The sequence below is a fragment of the Arthrobacter sp. AOP36-A1-22 genome (genome assembly GCF_052377615.1).
In the GTDB taxonomy this organism is placed as follows: domain Bacteria; phylum Actinomycetota; class Actinomycetes; order Actinomycetales; family Micrococcaceae; genus Arthrobacter_H.
In genome coordinates this window covers 16,371-39,842 of the sequence record NZ_JBQSWX010000029.1, presented here as the reverse complement: position 1 = coordinate 39,842, position 23,472 = coordinate 16,371, and the positions used below count along the sequence as shown (strand labels likewise).

Sequence of the window (23,472 nt, the reverse complement as noted above, 5' to 3'; positions counted from 1 at the left end):
CCGGCGACGCAGGTCGCGTAATTCTGCCGACTCGTCCGTGGTCTTGCCGGGCTTGTTGCCGGCATCGATCTCGGCTGCGCGGAGCCATTTAGCGACGGTGCCTTCGTGGACACCGAAGTCTTTCGCGATCTGGCTGATCGTGGTCTTTGCGTCCCGGTTCAAGACGACGCGGACCACGTCGTCACGGAACTCTTTCGGGTAAGGGCGTGGCATGGTGACTATCCTTTCAGGCTTGCCTGCGAACAAGCGAGATCATGTGTCACCTACCTTTGCAGCAGTCCCAAGGAGAAGTTTGAGGCCTCGATTTAGGGAAGGGGATTGAACTTCTTACCCAGTGTGGCGACGGTCCAACCGGCCTCAGTCCACTGCCCGTGGTTCAAGACATTGCGCCCGTCGATCAGGCGCATGCCGTGGACCCGTGGCCGAAGGTCCGAGGGCTTGAGCGCTTTGAATTCCTTCCATTCGGTGAGCAGAAGGACCAGATCCGCACCCTGGGTGGCCTCGGCAACGGAGTCTACATACCCCAGGCGGGGGAACCGGCGTCGGGCATTCTCATTGCCTTGCGGGTCATAGACGGTGACCTCGGCGCCGTCGTTGAAAAGCCTTCCGGCCACCTCCAACGCGGGGGAGTCCCTGACATCGTCACTATCGGGTTTGAAGGCCACACCCAGAACGGCAATCCGTCGGCCAACCACCGAATTATCGAGGATCTGGTGGGCCAACGAGACGACCCGGTCGCGACGACGCAAATTGATGTCATCGACGTTGTGCAAGAAGTCCATGGTGTGATTCAGCCCGAGTTCGCTGACCCGGGTCTGCAGAGCGCGGATGTCCTTGGGCAGGCAGCCACCACCGAAACCGATGCCGGCGTTGAGGAACTTACGCCCGATGCGCTCGTCGTAGCCCAACGCGTCGGCCAGGGTGCGGATGTCCCCACCCACGGTTTCGGTGACCTCTGAGAAGGCGTTGATGAAGGAGATCTTGGTGGCCAGGAACGCGTTGGCGGCGACCTTGACCAGCTCGGAGGTCTCGAAGTCGGTGACGATCAGCGGTGTGTCCTGGCCCAGCGCATGGGCGTAGACCTCGCGCAGCTGGTCCGCGGCTTTTTCGGATTCGACGCCGAACACCAGCCGTCCCGGAGCCAAGGTATCCTTCACCGCGAAGCCCTCACGCAGGAATTCGGGGTTCCAGGCCACCTCGACCTCGACCCCGTCGCGGGATTCCTCGGCGAGCAGCTCGGCCAGACGGCGGGCGGTCCCGACGGGAACGGTGGACTTGCCCACGACCAGAGCGTCACGGGTGATGTGCTGCGCCAGCGACCGGGCAGCGGCGTCGACGAAGCTGATGTCCGCCCCTCCGTCGGCGACCCGCTCCGGGGTGCCGACACCGATGAAGTGCACGTCGGCCCAATCCCCGACTTCTGCGTAGTCGGTGGTGAAGCGCTAACGTCCCGACTGGACATGCTTGACCAGCAGTTCGGGCAAGCCGGGTTCGTGAAAGGGCAGGTCACCGACGGAGAGCCGCTCGATCTTCCGCAGGTCGACGTCCACGCCGATGACCTCGAAGCCGAGCTCGGCCATGCAGGCGGCATGGGTGGCGCCGAGGTAGCCGGTGCCGATCACTGAAATCCTGAGCGTCATATGCGCCTAACTGTTGGGGCCGTGGCCTGATGGGCTTTGACCATGCTAGCGATACCTGACGAAAAGCCGGTGAAAGGACGTACTGCGGGAACGGGGCGACCGGAATGCGTCGGTTGTCGTCCGGTGGACCGAAAGCTCAGCAGAGCCCGTCGGGGGCGCCGACCAAATAGGCGCGCAACGCCTCGAACTGGTCCCCGGGGGTGAATCCCGTGGCCCGGATCCGGCCCAGATCCAGCAGAGAATTCAGCGGCCGCGGGGCCGCCTGCTTCCCGGCGAAGTACTCGGCTGTACCCACCCCCGTGACGGCGCTACGGTCACGTCCGGCGCAGACGAAGACCTCGACGGCGATGTCGGCCCAGCTGGTTGCCTCTCCGCCGTTGGACAGGTTGTAGGTGCCGTAGGCAGCCTCGGTGTCGAGCAGATGGGCGATGCCATCGGCGATGGTCTCGGTGAACGCGAGCCGCCCGTACTGGTCATTGACCACAGTTGGCTCGATGCCCCGCTCGGCCAAGGAGAGCATGGTCCGCACGAAGTTGTTGCCATCACCGATGACCCAGCTAGTGCGGACCAAGTAGTGGCGCGGAACCGTTGCCACGGCCAGATCGCCGGCGGCTTTGGACTGCCCGTATACCCCCAGCGGCGCCAACGGAGCGTCCTCGGGATAGGCATCGGCGGAGGTGCCGTCGAAGACATAGTCGCTGGAGAGGTGCACCAGGGTCAGGGAGTTCTCGGTGCAGATCCGGGCCAGGGCGGCGACACCGGTGGAGTTAGCGGCCCAAGCTGCCACCCGGCCGGCCCCCGTTTCGGCTTCGTCGACGCGGGTGTAGGCGCCGGCATTGATGACCGTGGAATAGGCCGACCAGTCGTGGCCGGACATGGCAGTGGCATCGGTGAGGTCGAGCTCGGCGCGGGTGGCGAAGTCCACATCGTCCCGGGAGGAGAAGCGCCGCCGCAAGGCCGTCCCGAGTTGGCCGGCGGCACCGAGGACCAGGGTCTTCAGCGGGGCGACGGCGGTGGCCCCGGCCAGGCGGGGGTGCTTGCGGTCCTTCTCGGAAAGCTCCGCCTGCTCCAGGGGGATGGGCCAGTCAATGGCCACGGTTTCATCGGCGAGGTTCACGAACGCGTACTTCTCTACAGCTTCGGCCGACCAGTGGTCGTTGACCAGGTAGGTGTAGGCGGTATCGGGTTCCAACGTCTGGAAGGCGTTGCCCACGCCGCGGGGCACGAAGACCGCGGTGGAGGGATCCAGTTCGATGGTGAAGACCTGGCCGAAGGATGCCCCGGCCCGTAGATCGACCCAGGCGCCGAAGATCCTGCCGGTAGCGACGGAGACGTATTTATCCCAGGGTTCGGCATGGATGCCCCGGGTGGTACCCACGGCGGCGTTGAAGGAGATGTTGTTCTGCACGGGCCCGAAGTCAGGCAGCCCGAGCCCGGTCATCTTCGCCCGCTGCCAGTTCTCCTTGAACCAGCCGCGGTTGTCCCCGTGGACCGGCAGACGGACCACCAACAGGCCGGGAATCGTGTCCGAGGCAGTGACCGATGGGCCCGTCGGAGGAGTGGGGGGCTGGTTCGTGGCCATCTCAGTGCCCCGCTGCCCGATAGGTTGCCTCGGTGGCGGCCTTCTGTGGGCGCCACCAGGACTCATGGCCGCGGTACCAGCCAACCGTGTCCGCCAAACCGGAATCGAAATCGGCGTGGGCGGGGGTCCAGCCCAGCTCGGTGCGCAGCTTGGTGTAGTCGATGGCATAGCGCAGGTCGTGGCCAGCGCGATCGGTGACGTGGTCGAAGTCGTCGGCATCGCGACCCATGATGCCCAGCAGCGCCTGGACAACCTGGAGGTTGTTGCGCTCTCCGTCGGCCCCGATGAGGTAGGTTTCCCCGATCCGACCGGTGGTCAGAACCGTCCATACGGCGCTGGAATGGTCGTTGGCATGGATCCAGTCGCGGACGTTCTCTCCGCTGCCATACAGTCGCGGGCGGACCCCATCGATGAGGTTGGTGATCTGACGCGGGATGAATTTCTCCACGTGCTGGTACGGGCCGTAGTTATTGGAACAGTTGCTCAAAGTGGCCCGTACCCCGAAGGAGCGCACCCACGCACGTACCAGCAGATCCGATCCGGCCTTGGTCGAGGAGTAGGGGCTCGATGGGTTGTAGGGGGTGTGCTCGGTGAACCGCTCCGGGGCATCGAGGGCCAGATCCCCATAGACCTCGTCGGTGGAGATGTGGTGGTACCGCACATCGTGCTTGCGGGCGGCCTCCAACAATGTGTAGGTGCCGATGATGTTCGTGTCGAGGAAAGGGCGCGGGTCGAGCAACGAATTATCGTTATGCGATTCCGCCGCGTAGTGCACGACTGCGTCCGCCTCGCCCACCAGCCGGTCCACCAAGCCCGCATCGCAGATATCGCCTTCGACCAGCCAGAACCGTTGCGGGTCAAGCCCCTCCAGCGAGGCCGTGTTGCCAGCGTAGGTCAGCTTGTCCAGGACGGTGACGTGGACCTGTGTGGTGTCCATCAAGAAGTGGACAAAGTTCGAGCCAATGAAACCGGCGCCCCCGGTGACCAAGATTCTTTCCATGGAGTTCAGATTACCTTGTCAGATCCGCGACCGGGTTTTCTGTTTCCGCAGACCAGCCCAGTAATATTCAGAACATGAGGGGAATCATTCTTGCCGGTGGTACGGGGTCGCGTCTGCACCCGATCACCCAGGGCATCAGTAAGCAGCTCGTTCCGGTCTACGACAAGCCAATGATCTACTATCCGTTGGCCACGCTCATGTTGGCGGGGATCCGGGAGATCTTGATCATCACCACACCGCATGAGGCCGCCCAGTTCCGCCGACTGCTAGGGGACGGGTCCCAGTGGGGGCTGGAGCTGACTTATGCGGTGCAGGAGTCTCCGGACGGCTTGGCGCAGGCGTTCCTCATCGGCGACGAGCACATCGGTGATGGCAACGTGGCCCTCATCCTGGGGGACAACATCTTCTACGGTCCCGGCATGGGCACCCAGCTGCAGGAGCTCGCTGACGTGCAGGGTGCAGCGATCTTCGGCTATCAGGTGGCCGATCCGACAGCCTATGGGGTCGTGGAGTTCGACGCCGAGCGTCGGGCCGTCTCGCTCGAGGAGAAGCCTGAAAAGCCACGTAGCAAGTTCGCTGTCCCCGGACTGTACTTCTACGACCACCAGGTCATCGAGATCGCACGAGGTCTCAAGCCCTCACCGCGGGGGGAGTTGGAAATCACCGACGTCAACCGCCGATATCTGGAGATGGGCCAGCTGCAGGTCTCGGTTCTTCCGCGGGGGACCGCTTGGCTGGATACAGGAACCTTCGAGTCTCTCAATGATGCCTCGAACTACATCCGCACCATCGAAGCCCGACAAGGCTTGAAACTCAGCGCCCCGGAAGAGATCGCCTGGCGGCAGGGATTCATCTCCGATGCCGAGCTCGAAGCCCTGGCCCGTCCGCTGGTCAAGAGCGGATACGGGGCGTACCTGTTGGAACTGCTGCACTGAGTCGGCCCTCTGGGGGCGAGGCCCCGGGGCAAGTGCGACAATGGGACCGTGACTGCGAACACTGATCCCCGGACCGGGCCCGGCGTTGCCGGAAGCCCCGAGACCGCCCCCGGCTTCGAACGCCGCGCCGAAATCGACCTGTCGGCCATCCGGGACAACGTCAAGCGGGTGATCGAACTGGCGGCCCCGGCCACCGTGATGGCCGTGGTGAAAGCCGACGCCTACGGCCATGGAACCATCCCTGTCGTCCACGCAGCCCTGCAAGCAGGGGCCGGTTGGATCGGGACCGCCCACATCAGCGAAGCGCTACCCATCCGCGCTGCGGGCGTCACGGCTCCACTGCTTGCGTGGCTACACACCATCGATTCCCCGTTCGCCGAAGCCATCACCGCCAATATCGACCTCGGGGTCTCCAGTGGGTGGGAACTGGAACATATCGCCGCAGCAGCCCAGCAAGCCGAGCTACCAGCCCGGGTGCACCTGAAAATCGACACCGGTCTGGGCCGCAACGGCTGCCCGCCGGACCGCTGGGACGAACTGCTGGGAGCGGCAAATGCCTTCCAGGAGGAAGGCCTGCTGCGGGTGGTCGGTGTGTTCACGCATCTGGCCGTCGCCGATGAACCTGACCGCGAGGAGACCGATGAGCAGTTGACGGCCTTCCGCGAGTCCGTCAGCTTGGCCGAAGACGCCGGCTTCGACCTCGAGGTCAGACACGCTGCGAACACTCCGGCCATCCTGTCTCGTCCCGATGCACACTTTGACCTGGTCCGCCTGGGGTTGGGCATGTATGGGCTGAGCCCCTTCGCGGACCAGACCTCGGATGAGTTGGGGTTGCGCCCTGCCATGCGGCTGGTCGCTCGGGTCACGAACGTGAAGAAGGTCCCGAGGGGCCAAGGGGTCTCGTACGGATTGACGTACCGCACCGGGGAAGCGACGACGTTGGCGCTCATCCCGCTGGGCTACGGCGACGGCGTCCCGCGCTCGGCGGTCGAGGCGCCGGTGCTCGTGGACGGCAGGATGCTGCCCAGCCGCGGCAAGGTCGCCATGGACCAGTTCGTCGTCGACCTGGGGCCGCTGGAGGACCCGGAATCCCTGGTCGGATCCGAGGCGGTCCTGTTCGGCGGCGACGGGCCCTCCGCCGATGCGTGGGCCGTTGCGGCAGGCACGATCAACTACGAGATCGTCACGCGGGTCTCCCAGCGCGTTCCGCGGGTCTACGTGGAGGGCTCGTGGGGGCCCGCCGATGGCTGATCCCGGCGCAGAGGACCGCCCGGTCTGGACCGCCGAGCTGACCACGCAGGATGCGAGGGCCACGCAGGAACTGGCAGCCAGCGTGGGACGGCAGCTCGAAGCCGGGGACCTGATCCTGCTCAACGGCGAACTCGGTGCCGGCAAAACGACCTTCACGCAGGGTTTGGGCGCGGGTTTGGGTGTGCGCCCAGGGATCATTTCGCCGACCTTCGTGCTCTCGCGGATCCACCCGTCCACCCGTGGGGGCCCGGACCTGGTCCACGTGGACGCCTACCGCCTCGGAACCGCCGGGGAACTCGATGACCTGGATCTGGACCAGAGTCTGGATTCTTCGGTGACCGTGATCGAGTGGGGCGCCGGCAAAGCCGAACAACTCAGCGCCTCACGTCTTGAATTGACCTTGGTGCGCGCCACCGGGGAGACGATGGCCGAACAGGGCAGCGAACTGGTGCTGGACTTCTCTGAAACCGAACTCGAGGACCCCCGGGCCCTTTATCTTGCTGCCTTCGGCCCCCGTTGGGCGGACCGCCGGTTGTTTTGAGACCACCGCATGGGGAGTTCTCCCCATCGCGGGTTCCGGGCCACCGCCCTAGGGTGGATCGGATGGAAGGCGACCGGAGATGGTGAAGGTGAGTGCGCAGCTGCCAGCGGGCTGGCAGCGGATCGAGACCGAGGGGTGCCGGTTCTTGGCCTTCCACACCGGTGCCCCGCCGCTACCGGAGGAACGCCATCTGTTCGTGGGCAGTGACGCCGTGCCGGTCAGCGTCCAGGGGCTGGACATCCTGGATTCGATCAGCAGGGAACTCGATTCCCTCCGCCCCGGATCAACTGCCCTACCCAGTACGATCATCGCCGTCGAATATCCGTCCCGGGACCTGCTGGAGGGTGTCGATGGGCTGCATATCATCGAGGAGACCGCCTCCACCATGGCCGGCCAGCCAGCGTGGAGGATGGACCTGACCCACCGGCACCGTGGGGTGGCCCTGTTCACCCGGCGGTGGGTCATCGACTTCGGGGAGACCATGTTGGAAGTCGCCGCGACCTGCGCGCTGGACCATTTCGGCCACTTCATCGCCGACTTCGATGCACTGCAGGAGCGAATGGTGTGGGCCGCCTGAGCACCCGGCTGACACCCGGGGCCCGACCGGCATACGATGGACCGGTGCTCATCCTGGCCATAGATACTTCCGCCTCCGCCTCCGCGGCCGTGCTCTCGCGACCTTCCGCCGACCGCTCCGCCGAGGTGCTCGCGTCTTTCGAGACCACGGCAACGAACACCCACTCGGAAGTCCTGGCCCCGGGCATCGAATCCCTACTGGCCGAGGCGGGGGTCGCCGGCACGGAGCTGGAAGGCATCGTCGTAGGCGTTGGCCCAGGACCGTTCACGGGGTTGCGCGTGGGCATCGCCACCGCCCGCACCCTGGGTTTCGCCTGGGGGATTCCCGTCCATGGGGCCATGAGCCTGGACGCGATTGCCTGGGACGTGTTGGTCGAAGGAGAACGGACCGGTCAACCGGAGGCAGGGGAAGGCGGATTTTCCGTGGCCATCGACGCACGTCGTCAGGAACTGTATTGGGCTCGCTATGCAGCCGATGGGGAACTGCTGGACGGACCACATGTCGGAGTCGCGGAAACCCTGCCGGGACTGCCTACTCACGGGGCCGGGGCAGGACTCTATGCCGAGCGTCTGGAAGCAGTCGGGGCGACGGTGGTTCCCACCTTCAACGACCGCAGGCCCTCCGCAGCCTCCCTGGGCGCCTGGGCCATCCGGGCGCTCGACCAGGGTCAGGAACTCCTGTCCACCACCCCCTTGTATCTGCGTGAATCCGATGCCAAGGTGCCACGGCAGATGAAGGGGGCCCCGGCGTCGTGAAGTTCCGTGAGATGACCGAAGCCGACATCCCTGCTGTCTGGGAGCTGGAACGCGCACTTTTCCCCGAGGACGCCTGGCCGCTGGATATGTTCCACGAGGAGTTGGGCCAGACCCGCACCCGACGCTACTGGGTGGCCGAGGACGAGGGGCGGATCGTGGCCTACTGCGGCATGATGTGCGTGCTGCCGCTGGCCGATGTCCAGACCATCGCCGTCCTCCCCGCCTACGAGGGCCGGGGGATCGGGTCAACGCTGCTGCGTGGGCTCATCGACGAGGCCACCGAACGTGGCGCGAAGGATGTCCTGCTCGAGGTACGTGCCGATAATCCCCGCGCCCAAGGACTCTATGAGCATTTGGGGTTCGAACACATCCATACACGACGCGGGTACTACCCCGGCGGTGTGGATGCCCGGATCATGAAGCTGGGCTTGAAGGGCTGAATCCGTCCGGCCGCTGATCAGCCGTGGCTATCTTGCTCGGAGGGCATGATGGTCCGGCGCAGACGGACGACGTCGCTGATCGTTGCGTTCCCCAATTGATCGAGTTCGTCCAGCATGGCCGCCGCCTTCCTCCACGCGCCCGGGGTGTTTGCCGTGGGGATCCCCTCATGCAGCCGCGAGGCAAGGGCGGCCAGGCTGTTGGCTCCGGCCATCGAGGCGCCACTGCTTAGTGAAAGCGCCGCATCCAGCCCCGCTGCGACGTCGTGCTGGTCCACCGCGAGGTGCAGGCGTCGTCGCCGTTGGGGCCACAATCTGACGAACCGGTCCACGAAAGCCGCAGCTTCCGCCTCGCCCAGCTGATCGACCAGGGCACACAGTACCGACGGGCGTACCAGCAGGCTGGTCCCCGGATGCTTCAGGCGGCGGTACTCGGTCATGTTTCCATGCTGCCCCTCGCCCCTGCCGAAACCCCTCAAGCAATGCTCAAGATCCGCTCAAGATCAGGACTGGCAAGACTGCGCAGAACTTGTGTAAAACTTTTGTCAATCCAGGGGGTGTTCTTGATGCTGTCCGACGATGCTTATTTCAACAGCCGGGGAAACAGGTCGCCGGCAGCGGTTTTGAGGGAGACACCATGAACAAGATGACCAAGGGCGCGCTGGCCACCGGACTCGGCGTTGCACTGCTGATCGGCGGCGGCGGATCGCTGGCCGTCTGGAACACCAGTGCCCAGGCAAATGCAGGAACGATCGTCGCCGGGGACATGGGCCTGAAGGCAGAAGCAGGGGTCTGGACGAACTCGGCCGGTACCGACGTCACCGGCAAGATCAAGGACGGTTCCTACAAGATTGTTCCCGGTGATTCCCTGACCTTCACCCAGCCGGTGAAGGTCACTCTCAGCGGGGACCTGCTCAAGGCCACGCTCTCGGTCACTGATACCGCGCTGACCGGGGACACGACGTTCAATAAGAAGAACTACACCGTGGGCCCCGTCGCCATCACCGATTCAACCAAGAAGAGCGTCACGGGTCAGGAACTGACCGAGGACGGAAACTATACGGCGTCGGTGACCTTCGCATTCCTGAAGTCGACCACGAACCTGGACGACACGAACTCCACCTACGACTTCAGCAAGGTCGCCTACAAGCTGGACCAGGTCGCCTCCTCCAGCGACTAGGACCGCGTTACGGCCCACCACACCGAAGCACCCCACATCACGGATAGTCCGGGAGGATCGAATGAGAACGACGTCGGCGCTGAAGACAGCAGCACTGCTCATCGTCGCCGTCGTTCTCGCCCTCGGCACTGTCCAGGGCAGTCTCGCCGTGTGGAACACCGCAACGTCGACCAGTGCAGGGACGGTCCAGGCAGCGGATTTTGCGGTCACCCTGCAGTCAGGCTCCACTGAACCCCAGCGACTACCCGTGAACGGCGCGCCGGCAAAGATTCAGCTTCCCGGGCTCAACGGATTGAAGCCGGGGGAGAAGCGAACGGTCCGGCTGACTGTCACCGATGACACGGACGCCGGACTCGCCACTTTCCGCATTCGGGTCACGGCCTCTGCAGATGTCAGCGACGGCGCGGCCGATTACCTCACGACGACGGCAGAGTTCTCCTGCTCCGACAAAAGCCCGGCGAAGGGGCCGTCCTCCGCTGATTTGGAGCATCAAGGTAGCGCGACCCTGTGCGTGACGGTGACCTTGAAATCCGATGCCCCGGCCACGGCGGGTGGGCAGACGAGCAACCTCAGCGTGGAGCTTACCGCTACCCAACTCTGAGTCCCATCCACACGTTCCACCGGATCACCCCACAGCGAAGGACACCATGGCACAGCACGCAGCTTCGAGGACCACGGCCCAGGGCTCCACGGCCGCTCTGCTGGGGAGCGGATTGAGCGTCGTCGCGCTGGTTCTTGCGGTGCTTGCCGCGGCGGTACTGATCGTCGTGCCGATGGCCACCGGATCGCAGACCTACTCCGTGCTGACCAACTCCATGCGACCGCATCTGCCCCCGGGGACTTTGCTGATCTCGCGACCGGCGGCCTTCGGGGACCTGTCGGTGGGGGATGTGATCACCTACCAGCTCGAATCCGGGCAGGCCGACGTGATCACCCACCGCATCGTTTCGACTAGTGCCGACCAGCAGGGCAACACCTTGTTGATCACGCAGGGGGATAACAACTCACTGCCAGACGAGGAACCCGTCCGCGAGGTCCAGGTCCGCGGTAAGCTCTTCTACGCCGTGCCCTACGCAGGATTCCTGGCGAACTGGCTAGGTAACCAGGACCGCGGATTGGGTGCACAGATCGCTGCTTTGGCCCTCATCAGCTACGGCGCATGGAACGTGGTCGGTGGTGTTTTGACCCGCCGCCGGAAGTCCCGTATCCCGGCGGAGGACACCGGCCCGCAGGCCCTGCTGGCGAACGAAGCGCTCCCGGCTTCGGATGTCAGTATCGAGTCCGCCGTTTCACTCGGCCACTCATGGCAAGGGCTCGGATCACGTTCGACGGCCCGTTCAACGAACGCCAGCTACTCGACCGAAGGGCCGCGTCCCCGCGGACGCCGTCGCCAGGAAAGAGTGTCCCGATGAGCAGCCGCCAGCCCTCTGGAACCATGACGGAAATTACCCGTAAACCGTCACGAGTGCGTCTAGCAGCCATCGTCTACGCCGTCGTTGTCATCGTGGGTCTTGCCGGCACCGGTGCACACGCTGCGTGGAGTCAGAGCGGCTCCGTGGTTTCCAACGTCACCACCGGCAAATGGGCACCCCAATCGATGGCAGGCGCACCAGTGAAGTGTTCCCCGGACTTCGATTGGCCGAAGAACGAAGGCATTCTTATCGTCACCTTCACGCCGCCTATCGATGCCGACCAAATCGAAGTGACCATCATCGATGCTGCTCAGGTGACTCATATCCAAAAGGTGAAAGTCAACAATGGTGCACAAGCAACGGCCAAGCTCCCCGTGAGCAGTGAGTGGCTGAAGACGACCAGATTTTCCCTTTCCCTGACTCCCTCGTATCAGGGGACCGCAGCCGATTCCCTGAAGAAGACAGCCACGGTAGATATGCGTTTCTTGGGGAACGTCAAGGCATCTTGTGGGTAGATCCTGAAGGAGGTCACGTGTTGACGTTCTAGTTCCGAACGACAGCTGCAGGGAACTCCACCCTGAACGTGCTGCCGAGCCCCGGTTCGCTGCTGACACTGATCGATCCACCGTGTTCCTCCACGAGGTCCTTGGTGATCGCCAGCCCCAGACCCGCCCCCGGGATGGCGGACCTCCGGACCGTATCGGTGCGGTAGAAACGGGTGAAGAGGCGTCCCAACTCGTCTACGGTCATGCCCTGGCCCGTATCCGTGACCTCCAGTATCGGATCGCCGGTCTCGGAGCGATACGTCGAGACGTTGACGGAGCCACCGGAGGGCGTGTACTTGAGCGCGTTGGAGAGCAGGTTGTCCACGATCTGCCCGAGTCGACGCTCGTCGCCGAGCAGATCAAGCCGGTTCGCGACCTCGGCGCTCAACCCGACACCCAGCCGTTCGGCACGCGCTTTATGCGAGGGCAGGCAACCCTCGAGCACCTCCGACAGATCCACCGGTTCCCTGGCGATCTCCACCTTGCCGGCGGCGGCATCGAGCAAATCCCCCACCAGGGCCAGCAGGCGTTCGGCATTGCGCTCGGCCACCCGCAGATACACCTTCACCGCAGGATCCAGTTCGGCTGTCTCCGAGGCCATCTCCAGGTAGCCGACGATGGAGGTCAGCGGGGTGCGTAGTTCGTGGTTGACGGTGGACAGGAAGTCGTCTTTGGCAGCCAGCGCGTCCAGAAGATCGGTGACGTCATGGAAGGCGATCACCGCTCCGCTGGGTTGACCGTCGACGAGCATTTGGGTCGCGGAGGCATTGAAAGCGCGCATCGCCTCCTGGCTACCTCCCCAGACCAGCTGGTCGGAGTACTCCGCGCCGAGGACGGCGCGACGGACCGGACGCTGGTCAGCCGGCAGCGGCGTCGTCCGGTCGGCACCGAAGATCAACAGGCCCGCCTCGTCCGGGTTGCTGTTGTCATCGGGAATGAGGGATTCATGGATGGTTCGCTGGGTGTCGTTCATCATCAAATCACGCCCTGCCTCGTCCACGACGACCACGCCGACATTGGCAGTATTGAGGACGGCGTTGAGCAATACCGCGTGTTTCTCCGCCTTCTCCAACGCTCGACGCGTGCGTGCTTGTGTCCGGGCGACGGCCAGGGACATCACGGCAATGGTCATCGTGAAGGAAAACAGAACGACCGGAACGAGTAGCGGTTTGACCAGCGCCTTCGTCGAAAGTTCGATTCCTGAGAGGATCACCTGGCCCCAGACCACGCCCAGGGGCATGACGAAGGACGCGGCCAAGACGAGGCCGGTCCGGTAGCGGGACCACGCCAACCAGAACAGCGGCAGGGCCATCAGGATCGAAATGCCGGTCAAGGTCTTGAAGCCAGCGAGTGACATGACGAAGAAGGCCAGCATGTCCACCAGCGGTACGAGCAGCACGGCCGGCTCGGGCCACCGCGTCCACGGCAGCACGGACGCGGCAACGGTGGCCGCGGTGATAACGACGAAGCCGATCCACACCCCGGGAGCCGAGAGCGCCGCCTGGGCATCGGCCACCAGGAAGAGGACGATGACGATAACCGCGGCAATGGCCGAGGGAAGTTGGTTCACCGAGGCGAGCCCCCGCGCCCCCATCACGGGAAGAGGTTCACGCAGGAAGCCGATACGCAGGATGCGTCTGAGGTGTCCGGCAGGGAAGAGAGGACGAGCTGGTGCCTCAACGCGTTCGTTCACCCGATCAGCCTACGGGTTGCCGGAGTCCGTCATGTGGCGCCGGGCACAAACTCCGGCTATAGACTGGGCTTTCACATCGCCGTCGATACTGGGGAGTTCGTTGTGCAGGAACGTCGCGTGGCCGTCGTCGTCGAGGATGACGAGGACATCCGGGGACTTTTGGAGGCCGTGCTGTCGCAGTCCGGCTTTGTTGTCCACGCCACGGCGTTGGGGAACGACGGCATCGAACTCGTGAAACGAAACGCACCCGATCTGGTCACCCTTGATCTGGGCCTGCCCGATATCGACGGATTCGAAGTGGCTCGCAGAATCCGCCACAGCTCGGATGCCCATATCGTGATGCTCACCGCCCGGACGGACGAGATCGACACGATCCTGGGGCTCGAGACCGGAGCCGATGACTTCCTGACCAAACCCTTCAGCCCGCGGGAACTGCGGGCCAGGGTCGAAGCCATCATGCGCCGCCGGGAGCGCAACAAGGTACCCGGTGACACCCCTGCAAGGCTGGGCGCGCCGGCCGCCCCAGCCGACGAAGAACCACCGTCTGGTCAGCCGTCGCCATCGAATGCGCAGCCTGAGTCGACGACGGCGTTGGGCCTCAACGGACTGGTGCTCGATTCGGCCGCCTACTGCATCGAAGCCGAAGGCGTCGAGATTGCCGTGACCCCGACCGAATTCACCTTGCTCCAGGCCATTTTGGTCGGCGGGCGCACGGTCCGGACCAAGACCTCGCTGGTCAGACGGCTGCGTGAAGAGGATGCCGACGCCGGAACCTTCGTCTCCGAAGCCGATGAGCGCAGCGTCGAAGTCCACATCGGGAACCTTCGGCGCAAGCTCGCGGACAACGCGAAGGCACCCCGCTGGATCGAAACGGTCCGCGGCGTCGGATACCGCGCCGCTCGGCCCCGTCACGCCGCCCACGGGGCATGATCCCCCTACCAACGCACTAAACTGGAGCCATGACTTCCGCGGCACCCATGGTTCTGGGCATTGAATCCTCCTGCGACGAAACCGGTATCGGGATCGTCCGGGGCACCGAACTGCTGGCCAACACGGTCTCCTCCTCCATGGACGAACACGTCCGCTTCGGCGGAGTCATCCCCGAAATCGCCTCCCGAGCCCATCTGGAGGCCTTCGTCCCCACACTCGAAGAGGCCCTCTTCACTGCCGGGGTAACCCTGGCCGACGTCGACGCGCTCGCCGTCACTTCTGGCCCCGGCCTCTCCGGCGCGCTGATGGTCGGGGTGGCCGCCGCGAAGGCACTGGCCCTGGCCTCGGGGAAGCCGCTCTATGCGATCAACCATCTGGTGGCCCATGTGGGGGTCGGGGTGCTCGACGGCGGGGCACTTCCCGACCGGCTCGGTGCCTTGCTGGTCTCCGGCGGACATACCGAGATCCTGCGGGTGAATTCCCTGGCCTCCGATGTGGAGCTGCTCGGGGCAACCATCGATGATGCGGCAGGGGAAGCGTATGACAAGGTGGCCCGGCTGCTGGGGCTGGGCTATCCGGGAGGCCCCGCCATCGACAAGATCGCCCGGGAAGGTGACCCGAAGGCCATCCGCTTCCCCCGCGGGCTTTCGCTGCCCAAGTTCACCGGCACCCCCGAATCCCCGGGAAATCACCGCTACGACTTTTCCTTCTCAGGACTCAAAACGGCGGTGGCCCGTTGCGTGGAACAGTACCGGGCCCGCGGCGAGGAACTCCCGGTGGCCGACATTGCCGCCTCCTTCCAGGAAGCGGTGGTCGACGTGGTGACCAAGAAGGCCATCATGGCCTGTACCGAACACGGTCTGGACAACCTCCTGCTCGGTGGTGGCGTCGCGGCGAACTCGCGCCTGCGTGAACTACTGGCCGCCCGGTGCGCCTCTGCCGGCATCACGTTGAGGGTTCCGCGGATCGGGTTGTGCACCGACAACGGGGCGATGGTCGCGGCGCTGGCCGCACAATTGGTCATCGCAGGGGTCGAACCCACCGGCATCGAGTTCTCCACCGATTCGGGCCAACCCGTATCGTCCATCAGCTTGTAGGGGGATGGGGAGTTCTCCCCATCGCGCGACAACGTCGGAACTCATAGGATTTAGGGACTGTGGGCGGTGCGCCCTGCATCGAACTGCCGTTGAACTGGAAGGGATGGGCATGAGCCTAGATGACTATCAGATTTCTGTTGTGCCCTTTCGGGCGGTCCTTTCGGACCTGGACACCAATCTTGGGGACCTGGATGTAGCAAAGAAACCGTTGGATACGTCACTGGAGGACTGCAAGGAGGCGGTGAAAGGCACTGTCGTCACCAGTGCTCTTGATCGGCTCAACGCGCGAATTCTACTGGCGAATACCGAAGCCGCATTGACCCGGGGCCGGAACGCACATTCGGGCGCGAGCAAGATCGCCGACGCCTACATCACCTCGGACGAAAAGATGGCCAGCGACGCCCGGCAAGACATCAACAAGGTTCCCGACTTCCACGAGCCAAAGTAGGGCGATATGGCATACACCGTTGACACCTCCGCCCTGGAGAAGTGGGCCGACCCGGGTGAGGTCCGATCCTCGGCGAAGAGTCTCGATTCCAAAGCAGACTCCATCAAGGAACTGGTCCAGGATTCGAAGAACACGTGGGACAAACTGCGATATCACTCGCAGATCACGAGGCTTGGTGAGGATTTCTACTCCCGCTTCGTGGAGATCAATAAGCATGGGGAATACGTGGGTTTGGGCGGTGGTGAGGCAAAGACCGCACTTGATTCCTTTGCCGACGGGCTGGACGACGAGCTGGCCTATGCGGAGATTGTGCTGGGACAGGTTGCGCTCTTCCACCAGGACACGAGCAAACTGGACTTCGGTGATGAGGCCGCTGTGTCCGATGCATCCCGAAGTCAGACCTACTATCAGGGCCTTGTCGACGGCTGCCAGACCAGATATGAGAACCTCGAGACAGCATGTGCCGAAGCACTCGACGGGGCCTATGACGCTGTCGTGGATGAAGGCGGCGCGATAGCCGGGCCGTGGGGAAGTGCAGCCTTTGGGGTTGCCGGAAACGCGACCAAATGGATCAAGGTCTCCAACATCAAGAATCCCGTCTACGCATATCGCACGCCTGCCTACGATCCCGCGAAATACTACAATTTCAAAAAAATACCGTACGGCAATTCGTATAAGATGGCGGCCTACCCCAAACCCGGAGTGTCCCCGCCGGTTCCGGAACGATACGTCTACAGGTACCAAAACCCCTGGACGGTGGTGGACCCGAACACGCCGGAGGCCAAGAGCCTCAAGATGCCCAAGACCATCAAGCTGGGCGGCGGCATTCTTTCGGTCGTCGGAGGTGTCATCACCATCGACAGCGAATACTCCAAGGAGTACAACCGGCTCCTGAACGAGAACCCCGAAATTTCCGCGGACGAACTGGAAAACGAAGCCGGCCAAGCCGCCGTCGTCAAGGGTGGCACGAAGATCCTCGTGGCCACGGGAGTAGGAGCTGCCATCGGCTCGGTGATCCCCGGGCCCGGTACCCTCGTCGGTGCCGTTGTCGGCCTCGTCGCGGGTGTCGTCATCGTCGGCGCCATGGAGCTCTCGGGAATCAACGACTGGATCGCCGATAAGATCTACGACGGGTTCAACGCCGTCGTGCCCGACAAGGCACAGGAATTCGTCGGTGATGTTGGAGACAAGGTGCATGATGCCTGGAGCTCGCTATGGGACTAGTGACCTTGCGCCGCATTGTGGCCGGGTATGAAAGAGGATGATGCCATGAGCGATGACGCTCAAGCAGGATATGTCAGCACGACGCTCGTCGGTATCACGTTGCCGGTGGACAGCGCCTGGGAAATCGACGAAGTCGACGGAGGAGCGGTCGTGACGCGCCCAGCGGACCGTACCGGTGGGTTCCGGCCCAACTTGGTGTTGCGCCGCCTGCAGGTCCCCACCGGAGTGTCCATGGCCAGACAATCCACCGTCGCCTTCTCCGCCGACCGTGCACTACTGACCGGGACACAGTTCATCTCCGACGATGTGTGGCCCCATGGAAACCAACTGGGACGAATGCATGTCACGCTCCACCGAGTTGCGGCACATAGTTTGATGGTGCAGAGATGGCTCCTTCCGTTCGGTTCCGAAACCCTCGAGGCCACGGGCAGCTACACGTCCGAGCAGGCGACGCTCATCGAGCCACTGATGCGCTACATGGTCACCCATATCGTCGAGGCAGGGGAGCACCACGCATGAACAGCCAATCGGATGGTGGAAGGCAATATCCTGGTCGCGAACCACGCACGGACGCGGAGGCCAGCGCAGTGTACGGCGAAGGGGTCGAGGAACTCAACAAGATCAGGACCGTGGAACCATGGTCGTCACGGGGGCCACTTCTGTCGCTGGAGACCATCGATTTCATGGCCATGTACGCGGCAAGACGTCGGGTTGGGCGTCTGGAAATCCGGCGGAACCAGGAGCAAGTCAAGGCGTTGGTGGACGCCGACCTGATGCGCCCCAATGGTGCATGGAACGAAGCAGGGGAGTTCGCCACCGATGGATTCCGCCAGCAACACGTCAGCGTCGAAGTCGATGCCGGGCACGGGACTACCCGTTCACGGCTTGATATCAAGGTCGGGAACCTATCCGCCATCGCCGTCGCCGGGCCCGAAATCCAGGCCGTCCTTTCAGGGGTTGGTATGTCCACGACCCACCGGCAGTTGGATATCGTCAGAGTCGAAGGCGTACCCGGGCTGATCGCCCAGTGGGTGGGGCTGGGTCCGGCATGGAGTCTGGGTATTCCGATCGATATGGCCTCTTCCTCGTTTGCCGGCATCCTTCAGGCAGGCGGCCCGGTCGACAGTGGCGTTGACGCGCCGGATGGATTCGGACGCTTCTGGGACGAGCCGTGGTTCGAATGGTCAGTCAGGTTCGGAGCCGGGCCCGCTGAAGTGATGGACACCGGGGGAGTGCCGGCGACTGGGATTGAAATGCGTTTCGTCAACGCGGGCAGAGCCGGTCACTTCCACTATGCCGACGACGGCGCATCGGTCCGGCTGACGCCGGCCCCCTCCTTTTCCGTATGGATGGAACTAGTGTCTGCCTTCCAGAAAGTCTTGAGGGGATGGCCCGACGATACTGCGTCGGGTCCGCTCGACCATGAATCAGTGGAAGGGAGCCGCGGGCGATGACTTTGGCCGAGACTGCAGACGCCGGTTTCTTCCTGCTCGGGCTGGGAGGGATCCTGGTTGCCCTCGGCGTACAGGCCTATCGTGGGGCCTTCCGCCGCTGGCGTGGTCGGACACTGTACGCCGGGTATCTGGGGCCGGGATTGCTGTATCTGGGATCGGCGTTCGTCGTCCTGGGCGCCACCCTCTTCGTCCCCGGTGGGGAAACGGTGCGAAATGGGCCGGTGGGATGGGTGATGACCGCATTCCTGGCCTTGGCTCTGGTCCTGGGGATGGCCGGGGGGCTCTTTGCTTTCATTTGGATGCCCCGTGTGCTGCGCCCGACCTGGGTGCGGGAGGTCGAAGGCAATGCGCCCGAGGAGGCCCCCGCCGGGCCACTTCCGGAGTGGACCTTCGCGGTCTTGGATTCGGAGGTTCCGTCAGAGGCGGGACCGGTAGACTTGTCCCTCAGTAAGGGGCCCCGGTTGGGCCGACGGGGACTGGATTATCTGGACCGGATCTCCTATCACGATCGCAGGGCCTGGAAACGGGTCGGCTCGAGTGCGGCGGAACTGGTTGGAGCAGGCTTGGCTGAATTTGATGGTGCGCCCACGTCCGCCGGCCTGTTGCTGACCTTGCCGCGACGCGCGGGGAAACCCATCCTGCGCATCAGCACCGACGACGCCGGTCGACCACGAGAACTCTCACTTTTCCGAAGTGCCGAATTCGACTATGCCATCTGGACCGAAGGGGAGCTGTTCCGCGTCGACGCCCTACCGCATTCCGCGGTCCCGATGGCCATCATCGGTTGGCTGCACAGCCACGCGGAAACCAACGGCTGGAACTTCATCCGGGGCACCAACGAATTGATGGGCTCCTTCGTGCCCCTTGAGGGATCGGTCCGTGAGGTGACCTCGCTGCGGCCGGGGACTGCCGTGAGCGCGGCGCCGCTGCTGGACTCCGGGGCTTTCTTGCAACGCGTCACCGCCATTGTCGATGGATCGCACCGCGGGGCCTCCGCGTGAAGCCCCGTCGCTGAGGTGCCCCGCTGGGTTGGGTATGGCCCGTCGCCTGTCGAAGCCGCCGTGCCCTCAGGCGATGTGCATCCTGGCGATGTTGTCCTTCACCACGGCGCGTAGGTCCCCTGAGTTGGCGGCAGCGATCTTGCGTTGCCACTGGTAGCCGGCTCCACCCCGGATGATGCGTTCGACGTCGGCGAGTTCATCACTGCACCCCAGTTTGCGGGCCACCGGCTCCAGCCGGTCCAACTCTCGCATCAGGTGGTCCGTGACCAGCATTTCATCGCCAGCGGCATTGAGGATGATGATCGCGTCCATGCCATAGCGGGCGGCCCTCCACTTATTTTCCGTGCGGTGCCAGGGAGGCATGACGTCGATGCTGCCGCCGTGGTCCAAAGTGGTGGACATGTCATCCACCAGGCACTGGGTGAGTGCCGCAATGGCGCCGATGTCCTGCAGCGAGGACAAACCATCGCAGATCCGCATCTCCACGGTTCCGAACCGGGGGACCGGGCGGACATCCCAGCGGATTTCGGAGATGTCGTCGATGACACCGGTATGCAGCATGTCGGCGACGTAGCCTTCGAACTGCGACCACGTCTCGAAATGGTAGGGCAGTCCCGCGGTGGGCAACTGCTGGAACATCAAGGCCCGGTGGGATGCATAGCCGGTGTCCTCGCCTCCCCAGAACGGGCTGGAGGCCGAAAGCGCCTGGAAATGGGGCTGGTAGTTCATCAGGCCATCGACGACGGGCAGCGCCTTGTCCCGACGATCCAGCCCGACGTGGACGTGAACCCCGTAGATCACCATCTGCTGGCCCCACCACTGTGTGCGGTCGATGAGCTTGGCGTAGCGCTCCTGGTCGGTGACCGGTTGCAGCTTGGGGGAGGCGAACGGGTGGGAGCCGGCGCTATAGAGGTCGAACCCCATGGGGTCGGTGACCTCGCGGATGACCCCGAGGTTCTCGTGGAGCTGGGTCTTGGCCTGGCGGACCGTGTCGCAGACGTCGGTGACGATCTCGACCGTGTTCAACAGCAGCTCCTGCTTCACATGCGGGTGCTCCTCATCGGGAGCCAGCCCGCCGTGGGCGGCATGAACGCCCTCCAAGACCTGCTGGGCCACCGATCGCAGATCCCCGCTGTGGTGGTCCACGAGCGCAACTTCCCACTCGACGCCGAGCGTTGACTGCCGGGAGTCGGCGAAATCGATCTGCATCCGCGTTCCTGACGTCGGGGGTATGAGGACCGGCTCAGTCTATCGGCGCAACGGAGGTTTCCGGCACGACTGTGGTTGTCTTCAGCTGTGGATAACTCCTTGAAGCTCGGTTTGGGCGGCACGATGGAATCATGACCACCGGAGTGCCCTTGCCGCCGGCGGCGAGACGGACCGTATTCCTGATCGCCGACGCGTTGAACGAAGGAGCCAGCAGGCAGCAACTACGCCGGAAGAATCTCATGTCGCCCTCTCGCGGGATCCTCCAATGGACGAACGTCCGGGTCGACCCTCTGGATGTGTACCGGGCGTTCTCCACCGTGGAAGCCGGAACGGTACTGAGCCATGTGAGCGCGGCCCATGCTTGGGGTATCTGGTTGGACGCCCGTTTCGTCGAGGCGTATCCGGTTCATCTGACCTGCGATGCCGGTGGGACCGTCCCGCGCCGCCGGAACGTCGTGGGTCACGGAACCCGATTATCGGTCGGGGAGGCGCTGGTCGCGGGAAGGATTCGACTCACGTCACCGGCACGGACCTGGGTGGATCTGGCCTCGATAGGACTATCGGTCAGGGAGCTGGTCGTCGCTGGTGATGCCCTGCTGCAACGACCTGATGGACCGCCGCAGTCGGCTCGATTCCTGGGGACCAACCCGCTGACGACGCTCGTCGACCTCCGGAACACGGTGCACCGGCGATCGAATGCCGTCGGCATCCAGACCGCCCGGGAGGCGTTGGAGCTGCTCCGCCCGGGCGTTGACTCCGCGCCGGAAACTCACCTTCGGTGGATCATCAGGGACGCCAGGTATCCCGAACCCGGGGTCAACCTGCCCGTTTTGCTCCCCGACGGGCGGCGGCTCGTTCCCGATCTGCAATTCGCCGAGTATCGGATCGCCGTGCAATACGAAGGCAAGCACCATGGCGAGCTCGATCAGATCGGCAAGGACATCGGACGGGACTTCGCTTTCACTTCATTGGGCTGGATCACCGTCAAGGCCGATCGGGCGATCTTCCACGCAGCCGGGCGCGAATGTTTTCTCGAACGCCTCGCTGCAGCGTTTCGCCAGCGGGGCATCACATCGCCCCAGGCAGCATGGTCGGACTGCGTGCCAGGCCCGCTCAAAGGGTAGGAAATGCACAGAAGATGTTGGTGCCCGGGTCTTGTGGCCCATGTTCTGCAAGCCATGGCGGGAACCGCCGGGGATTTTGGGCGACAACCGGCATGTTCCGCACTGCCTGGCTCAACGGGCCTCCACATCATGGAGAACCGATGGTGGCCAGGGGCTCAGAGAGGCTTGACCTCGATGGCCACGCGGCGATCGCCGATCCGCGTGAGGACCAAGGTCGCCCGGCGTTTGGCCTTCTTGCCCACACCCGCCAACAGCATCTTGCGCAGTTCCTCCGGCGCGACATCCAGTCCGCGCTTCTTGATGTCCAGCACGCCGATCCCCTCGGATTTGGCCCACATGCGCAACGCCTTGACGTTATAAGGGTGGACCCGCAGCACTTCATAGGCCCGGGCGAAGGGGGTCTGCACGTGTTCAGGGGCGCAGAAGTACGCAATATGCGGATCCACCAGGTGGCCGCCGACCTGCTCCAGCGCCTCGGCCACCAGTCCGGCCCGGATCACCGCCCCATCGGGTTCGTAAAGGTAGCCCTCGATGTCGCCGACGGGAACCTCTCCGCGTAATGAGGCACCGGCGTCGTGGTCGGTGGAGGAGGTCAGTTCGTTGGACCCCCCGGGGCCCAGCACCAGGGCGGCCCGGCGGACCCCGGGGCGGGCCAGGGGACCGAACCAGAGTGCGACTTCGGTGACATCGCCATTGACGGAAACCCACTGGGCTTCGCAGTTGGCCGGGAGCGACTCGTGGGGGATCCCCGGACCGAGCTTCACGCCGACGGGGAGGCCGCTGTCCGCCAACGCTTCGACATGGGACAACGGCGGGCTGAACGCCTCAGGGTCGAACAGCCGGGAGGTGCCCGACGTCGAGGTGGTGCGCCGAGCCGGATCCAACCAGACGGCGTCGAATCCCTCCAGATCGAAGGTGACGGCATCGGCGTTGACCACGCGGGCATTCGGCCAGGGCATGAGGTTCACCGTGGCCGCTGCAGCGGTCGTCTCATCGAGTTCGACGGCGGTCACGTTCAGTTCCAGTGAGGCCATGGCCATGGAATCGACGCCCAGCCCGCAACCCAGGTCGGCCACCCGCGAGAATCCCGCGCCAATAAACCGTTGGGCATGCAAGGCGGCGATATTGAGCCGGGTGGCCTGTTCGAGCCCGACGCGGGTGAAGATCATGTGCTCGGCGAACGGGCCGAGCTTGCTGGTTCCCTGGGCGCGGAGTCGGGCCTGGTGGACGACGGCGGTGACCAGTTCGGCCTCGTGCCCCTCCTTGCGCAAGCGCAGGTTCAGTTCTAACGCTGCCTGGTCGGTGGTCGCGGCATCTGCCGGCAGGGAGTTGAGCAGACCGAAACCCTCGGGTGAGAGGATGGCGGCAAGGTTTTCCGAGGCGGGCGCGGGGGATGGCATGGGATTAAGACTAGTCCTCGCCGGCGTCATCAGCGAT

The 23,472-nt window shown here is 64.2% G+C and carries 25 protein-coding genes and 1 pseudogene; 18 read left to right on the top strand and 8 right to left on the bottom strand.

Going from position 1 to position 23,472, the window contains the following annotated elements; translation table 11 throughout:
- From ACT3S2_RS14265 to rfbB, 4 genes and pseudogenes are all read right to left on the bottom strand, one after another.
- A partial coding sequence (locus ACT3S2_RS14265; protein ID WP_444561831.1) for a transposase occupies positions 1-213 on the bottom strand: 213 nt, incomplete at its 3' end.
- Positions 214-305: 92 nt separating this feature from the next.
- Positions 306-1,640 (bottom strand): annotated as a pseudogene (locus ACT3S2_RS14260) (UDP-glucose dehydrogenase family protein).
- A 136-nt stretch (positions 1,641-1,776) separates the two neighbouring features.
- Positions 1,777-3,222 (bottom strand): sugar nucleotide-binding protein, encoded by a 1,446-nt coding sequence (locus ACT3S2_RS14255; RefSeq protein WP_444561830.1) that lies wholly within the window; start codon positions 3,220-3,222, stop codon positions 1,777-1,779.
- Between the two features lies 1 nt (position 3,223).
- Entirely contained in the window at positions 3,224-4,222 is a 999-nt protein-coding gene (gene rfbB / locus ACT3S2_RS14250; protein WP_444561829.1) for a dTDP-glucose 4,6-dehydratase, read from the bottom strand.
- A 74-nt stretch (positions 4,223-4,296) separates the two neighbouring features.
- On the opposite strand from rfbB, the gene rfbA reads away from it, so the two are divergent.
- From rfbA to rimI, 6 genes are all read left to right on the top strand, one after another.
- Complete coding sequence (gene rfbA / locus ACT3S2_RS14245) at positions 4,297-5,157, top strand: glucose-1-phosphate thymidylyltransferase RfbA (RefSeq protein ID WP_444561828.1); 861 nt, start codon at positions 4,297-4,299, stop codon at positions 5,155-5,157.
- Positions 5,158-5,205: 48 nt separating this feature from the next.
- Positions 5,206-6,408 (top strand): alanine racemase, encoded by a 1,203-nt coding sequence (gene alr / locus ACT3S2_RS14240; protein ID WP_444561827.1) that lies wholly within the window; start codon positions 5,206-5,208, stop codon positions 6,406-6,408.
- A complete protein-coding gene (gene tsaE / locus ACT3S2_RS14235) occupies positions 6,401-6,949 on the top strand; it encodes a tRNA (adenosine(37)-N6)-threonylcarbamoyltransferase complex ATPase subunit type 1 TsaE (RefSeq protein WP_444553243.1) in 549 nt (182 codons plus the stop codon). Before alr ends, tsaE begins: the two co-directional genes overlap by 8 nt.
- Positions 6,950-7,028: 79 nt before the next feature.
- A complete protein-coding gene (locus ACT3S2_RS14230) occupies positions 7,029-7,526 on the top strand; it encodes a hypothetical protein (protein WP_444561826.1) in 498 nt (165 codons plus the stop codon).
- A gap of 44 nt (positions 7,527-7,570) precedes the next feature.
- Positions 7,571-8,281 (top strand): tRNA (adenosine(37)-N6)-threonylcarbamoyltransferase complex dimerization subunit type 1 TsaB, encoded by a 711-nt coding sequence (tsaB, locus tag ACT3S2_RS14225; protein WP_444561833.1) that lies wholly within the window; start codon positions 7,571-7,573, stop codon positions 8,279-8,281.
- 11 nt (positions 8,282-8,292) lie between these two features.
- Positions 8,293-8,721 (top strand): ribosomal protein S18-alanine N-acetyltransferase, encoded by a 429-nt coding sequence (gene rimI / locus ACT3S2_RS14220; protein WP_444561832.1) that lies wholly within the window; start codon positions 8,293-8,295, stop codon positions 8,719-8,721.
- Positions 8,722-8,738: 17 nt separating this feature from the next.
- Here rimI and ACT3S2_RS14215 read toward each other — a convergent pair whose 3' ends face one another.
- Positions 8,739-9,158, bottom strand: a complete 420-nt coding sequence (locus ACT3S2_RS14215; protein WP_444561825.1) for an Hpt domain-containing protein — start codon at positions 9,156-9,158, stop codon at positions 8,739-8,741.
- Between the two features lie 197 nt (positions 9,159-9,355).
- On the opposite strand from ACT3S2_RS14215, the gene ACT3S2_RS14210 reads away from it, so the two are divergent.
- From ACT3S2_RS14210 to ACT3S2_RS14195, 4 genes are all read left to right on the top strand, one after another.
- Positions 9,356-9,898, top strand: a complete 543-nt coding sequence (locus tag ACT3S2_RS14210) for an alternate-type signal peptide domain-containing protein (RefSeq protein WP_444561824.1) — start codon at positions 9,356-9,358, stop codon at positions 9,896-9,898.
- 61 nt (positions 9,899-9,959) lie between these two features.
- Positions 9,960-10,499, top strand: a complete 540-nt coding sequence (locus ACT3S2_RS14205) for a hypothetical protein (RefSeq protein ID WP_444561823.1) — start codon at positions 9,960-9,962, stop codon at positions 10,497-10,499.
- A 46-nt stretch (positions 10,500-10,545) separates the two neighbouring features.
- Positions 10,546-11,310 carry a signal peptidase I gene (locus tag ACT3S2_RS14200; RefSeq protein ID WP_444561822.1) on the top strand — a complete coding sequence of 255 codons (765 nt, stop codon included), beginning with the start codon at positions 10,546-10,548 and terminating at the stop codon, positions 11,308-11,310.
- A complete protein-coding gene (locus ACT3S2_RS14195; RefSeq protein WP_444561821.1) occupies positions 11,307-11,825 on the top strand; it encodes a hypothetical protein in 519 nt (172 codons plus the stop codon). Before ACT3S2_RS14200 ends, ACT3S2_RS14195 begins: the two co-directional genes overlap by 4 nt.
- Before the next feature lie 28 nt (positions 11,826-11,853).
- Here ACT3S2_RS14195 and ACT3S2_RS14190 read toward each other — a convergent pair whose 3' ends face one another.
- Positions 11,854-13,548, bottom strand: a complete 1,695-nt coding sequence (locus ACT3S2_RS14190) for a sensor histidine kinase (protein ID WP_444561820.1) — start codon at positions 13,546-13,548, stop codon at positions 11,854-11,856.
- Between the two features lie 102 nt (positions 13,549-13,650).
- Here ACT3S2_RS14190 and ACT3S2_RS14185 point away from each other — a divergent pair, with 102 nt between their 5' ends.
- The 7 genes from ACT3S2_RS14185 (at position 13,651) to ACT3S2_RS14155 (ending at position 19,702) form a co-directional block, all read left to right on the top strand.
- The gene (locus ACT3S2_RS14185) at positions 13,651-14,478 is read left to right on the top strand and encodes a response regulator transcription factor (protein WP_444561819.1); all 828 of its coding nucleotides are present in this window, start codon (positions 13,651-13,653) and stop codon (positions 14,476-14,478) included.
- 29 nt (positions 14,479-14,507) lie between these two features.
- A complete protein-coding gene (tsaD, locus tag ACT3S2_RS14180; protein WP_444561818.1) occupies positions 14,508-15,575 on the top strand; it encodes a tRNA (adenosine(37)-N6)-threonylcarbamoyltransferase complex transferase subunit TsaD in 1,068 nt (355 codons plus the stop codon).
- A 109-nt stretch (positions 15,576-15,684) separates the two neighbouring features.
- Entirely contained in the window at positions 15,685-16,023 is a 339-nt protein-coding gene (locus ACT3S2_RS14175; protein ID WP_444553233.1) for a DUF6507 family protein, read from the top strand.
- 6 nt (positions 16,024-16,029) lie between these two features.
- Complete coding sequence (locus ACT3S2_RS14170; RefSeq protein ID WP_444561817.1) at positions 16,030-17,247, top strand: hypothetical protein; 1,218 nt, start codon at positions 16,030-16,032, stop codon at positions 17,245-17,247.
- A gap of 45 nt (positions 17,248-17,292) precedes the next feature.
- A complete protein-coding gene (locus ACT3S2_RS14165; protein WP_444553231.1) occupies positions 17,293-17,766 on the top strand; it encodes a hypothetical protein in 474 nt (157 codons plus the stop codon).
- Between the two features lie 164 nt (positions 17,767-17,930).
- A complete protein-coding gene (locus tag ACT3S2_RS14160; protein ID WP_444553230.1) occupies positions 17,931-18,701 on the top strand; it encodes a hypothetical protein in 771 nt (256 codons plus the stop codon).
- Entirely contained in the window at positions 18,698-19,702 is a 1,005-nt protein-coding gene (locus ACT3S2_RS14155) for a hypothetical protein (protein WP_444561816.1), read from the top strand. Before ACT3S2_RS14160 ends, ACT3S2_RS14155 begins: the two co-directional genes overlap by 4 nt.
- 66 nt (positions 19,703-19,768) lie before the next feature.
- Here the strand turns inward: ACT3S2_RS14155 and ACT3S2_RS14150 are convergent, their stop codons facing one another.
- On the bottom strand, positions 19,769-20,911 hold the full coding sequence (locus ACT3S2_RS14150) for a glutamate--cysteine ligase (RefSeq protein WP_444561815.1): 1,143 nt from the start codon (positions 20,909-20,911) through the stop codon (positions 19,769-19,771).
- Between the two features lie 131 nt (positions 20,912-21,042).
- On the opposite strand from ACT3S2_RS14150, the gene ACT3S2_RS14145 reads away from it, so the two are divergent.
- Positions 21,043-22,035 (top strand): hypothetical protein, encoded by a 993-nt coding sequence (locus ACT3S2_RS14145; protein ID WP_444561814.1) that lies wholly within the window; start codon positions 21,043-21,045, stop codon positions 22,033-22,035.
- 155 nt (positions 22,036-22,190) lie between these two features.
- Here the strand turns inward: ACT3S2_RS14145 and ACT3S2_RS14140 are convergent, their stop codons facing one another.
- Positions 22,191-23,435, bottom strand: coding sequence for a class I SAM-dependent methyltransferase (locus tag ACT3S2_RS14140; RefSeq protein WP_444561813.1), 1,245 nt, complete (start codon positions 23,433-23,435; stop codon positions 22,191-22,193).
- Between the last annotated feature and the right edge of the window lie 37 nt (positions 23,436-23,472).

Coding starts and splice junctions, on each gene's coding strand:
- ACT3S2_RS14255 (WP_444561830.1), bottom strand. CDS start 3,222: ATGGCCACGAACCAGCCCCCCACTCCTCCGACGGGCCCATCGGTCACT.
- rfbB (WP_444561829.1), bottom strand. CDS start 4,222: ATGGAAAGAATCTTGGTCACCGGGGGCGCCGGTTTCATTGGCTCGAAC.
- rfbA (WP_444561828.1), top strand. CDS start 4,297: ATGAGGGGAATCATTCTTGCCGGTGGTACGGGGTCGCGTCTGCACCCG.
- tsaE (WP_444553243.1), top strand. CDS start 6,401: ATGGCTGATCCCGGCGCAGAGGACCGCCCGGTCTGGACCGCCGAGCTG.
- ACT3S2_RS14230 (WP_444561826.1), top strand. CDS start 7,029: ATGGTGAAGGTGAGTGCGCAGCTGCCAGCGGGCTGGCAGCGGATCGAG.
- rimI (WP_444561832.1), top strand. CDS start 8,293: ATGACCGAAGCCGACATCCCTGCTGTCTGGGAGCTGGAACGCGCACTT.
- ACT3S2_RS14215 (WP_444561825.1), bottom strand. CDS start 9,158: ATGACCGAGTACCGCCGCCTGAAGCATCCGGGGACCAGCCTGCTGGTA.
- ACT3S2_RS14210 (WP_444561824.1), top strand. CDS start 9,356: ATGAACAAGATGACCAAGGGCGCGCTGGCCACCGGACTCGGCGTTGCA.
- ACT3S2_RS14205 (WP_444561823.1), top strand. CDS start 9,960: ATGAGAACGACGTCGGCGCTGAAGACAGCAGCACTGCTCATCGTCGCC.
- ACT3S2_RS14200 (WP_444561822.1), top strand. CDS start 10,546: ATGGCACAGCACGCAGCTTCGAGGACCACGGCCCAGGGCTCCACGGCC.
- ACT3S2_RS14195 (WP_444561821.1), top strand. CDS start 11,307: ATGAGCAGCCGCCAGCCCTCTGGAACCATGACGGAAATTACCCGTAAA.
- tsaD (WP_444561818.1), top strand. CDS start 14,508: ATGACTTCCGCGGCACCCATGGTTCTGGGCATTGAATCCTCCTGCGAC.
- ACT3S2_RS14175 (WP_444553233.1), top strand. CDS start 15,685: ATGAGCCTAGATGACTATCAGATTTCTGTTGTGCCCTTTCGGGCGGTC.
- ACT3S2_RS14170 (WP_444561817.1), top strand. CDS start 16,030: ATGGCATACACCGTTGACACCTCCGCCCTGGAGAAGTGGGCCGACCCG.
- ACT3S2_RS14165 (WP_444553231.1), top strand. CDS start 17,293: ATGAGCGATGACGCTCAAGCAGGATATGTCAGCACGACGCTCGTCGGT.
- ACT3S2_RS14160 (WP_444553230.1), top strand. CDS start 17,931: ATGGCCATGTACGCGGCAAGACGTCGGGTTGGGCGTCTGGAAATCCGG.
- ACT3S2_RS14155 (WP_444561816.1), top strand. CDS start 18,698: ATGACTTTGGCCGAGACTGCAGACGCCGGTTTCTTCCTGCTCGGGCTG.
- ACT3S2_RS14150 (WP_444561815.1), bottom strand. CDS start 20,911: ATGCAGATCGATTTCGCCGACTCCCGGCAGTCAACGCTCGGCGTCGAG.
- ACT3S2_RS14145 (WP_444561814.1), top strand. CDS start 21,043: ATGACCACCGGAGTGCCCTTGCCGCCGGCGGCGAGACGGACCGTATTC.
- ACT3S2_RS14140 (WP_444561813.1), bottom strand. CDS start 23,435: ATGCCATCCCCCGCGCCCGCCTCGGAAAACCTTGCCGCCATCCTCTCA.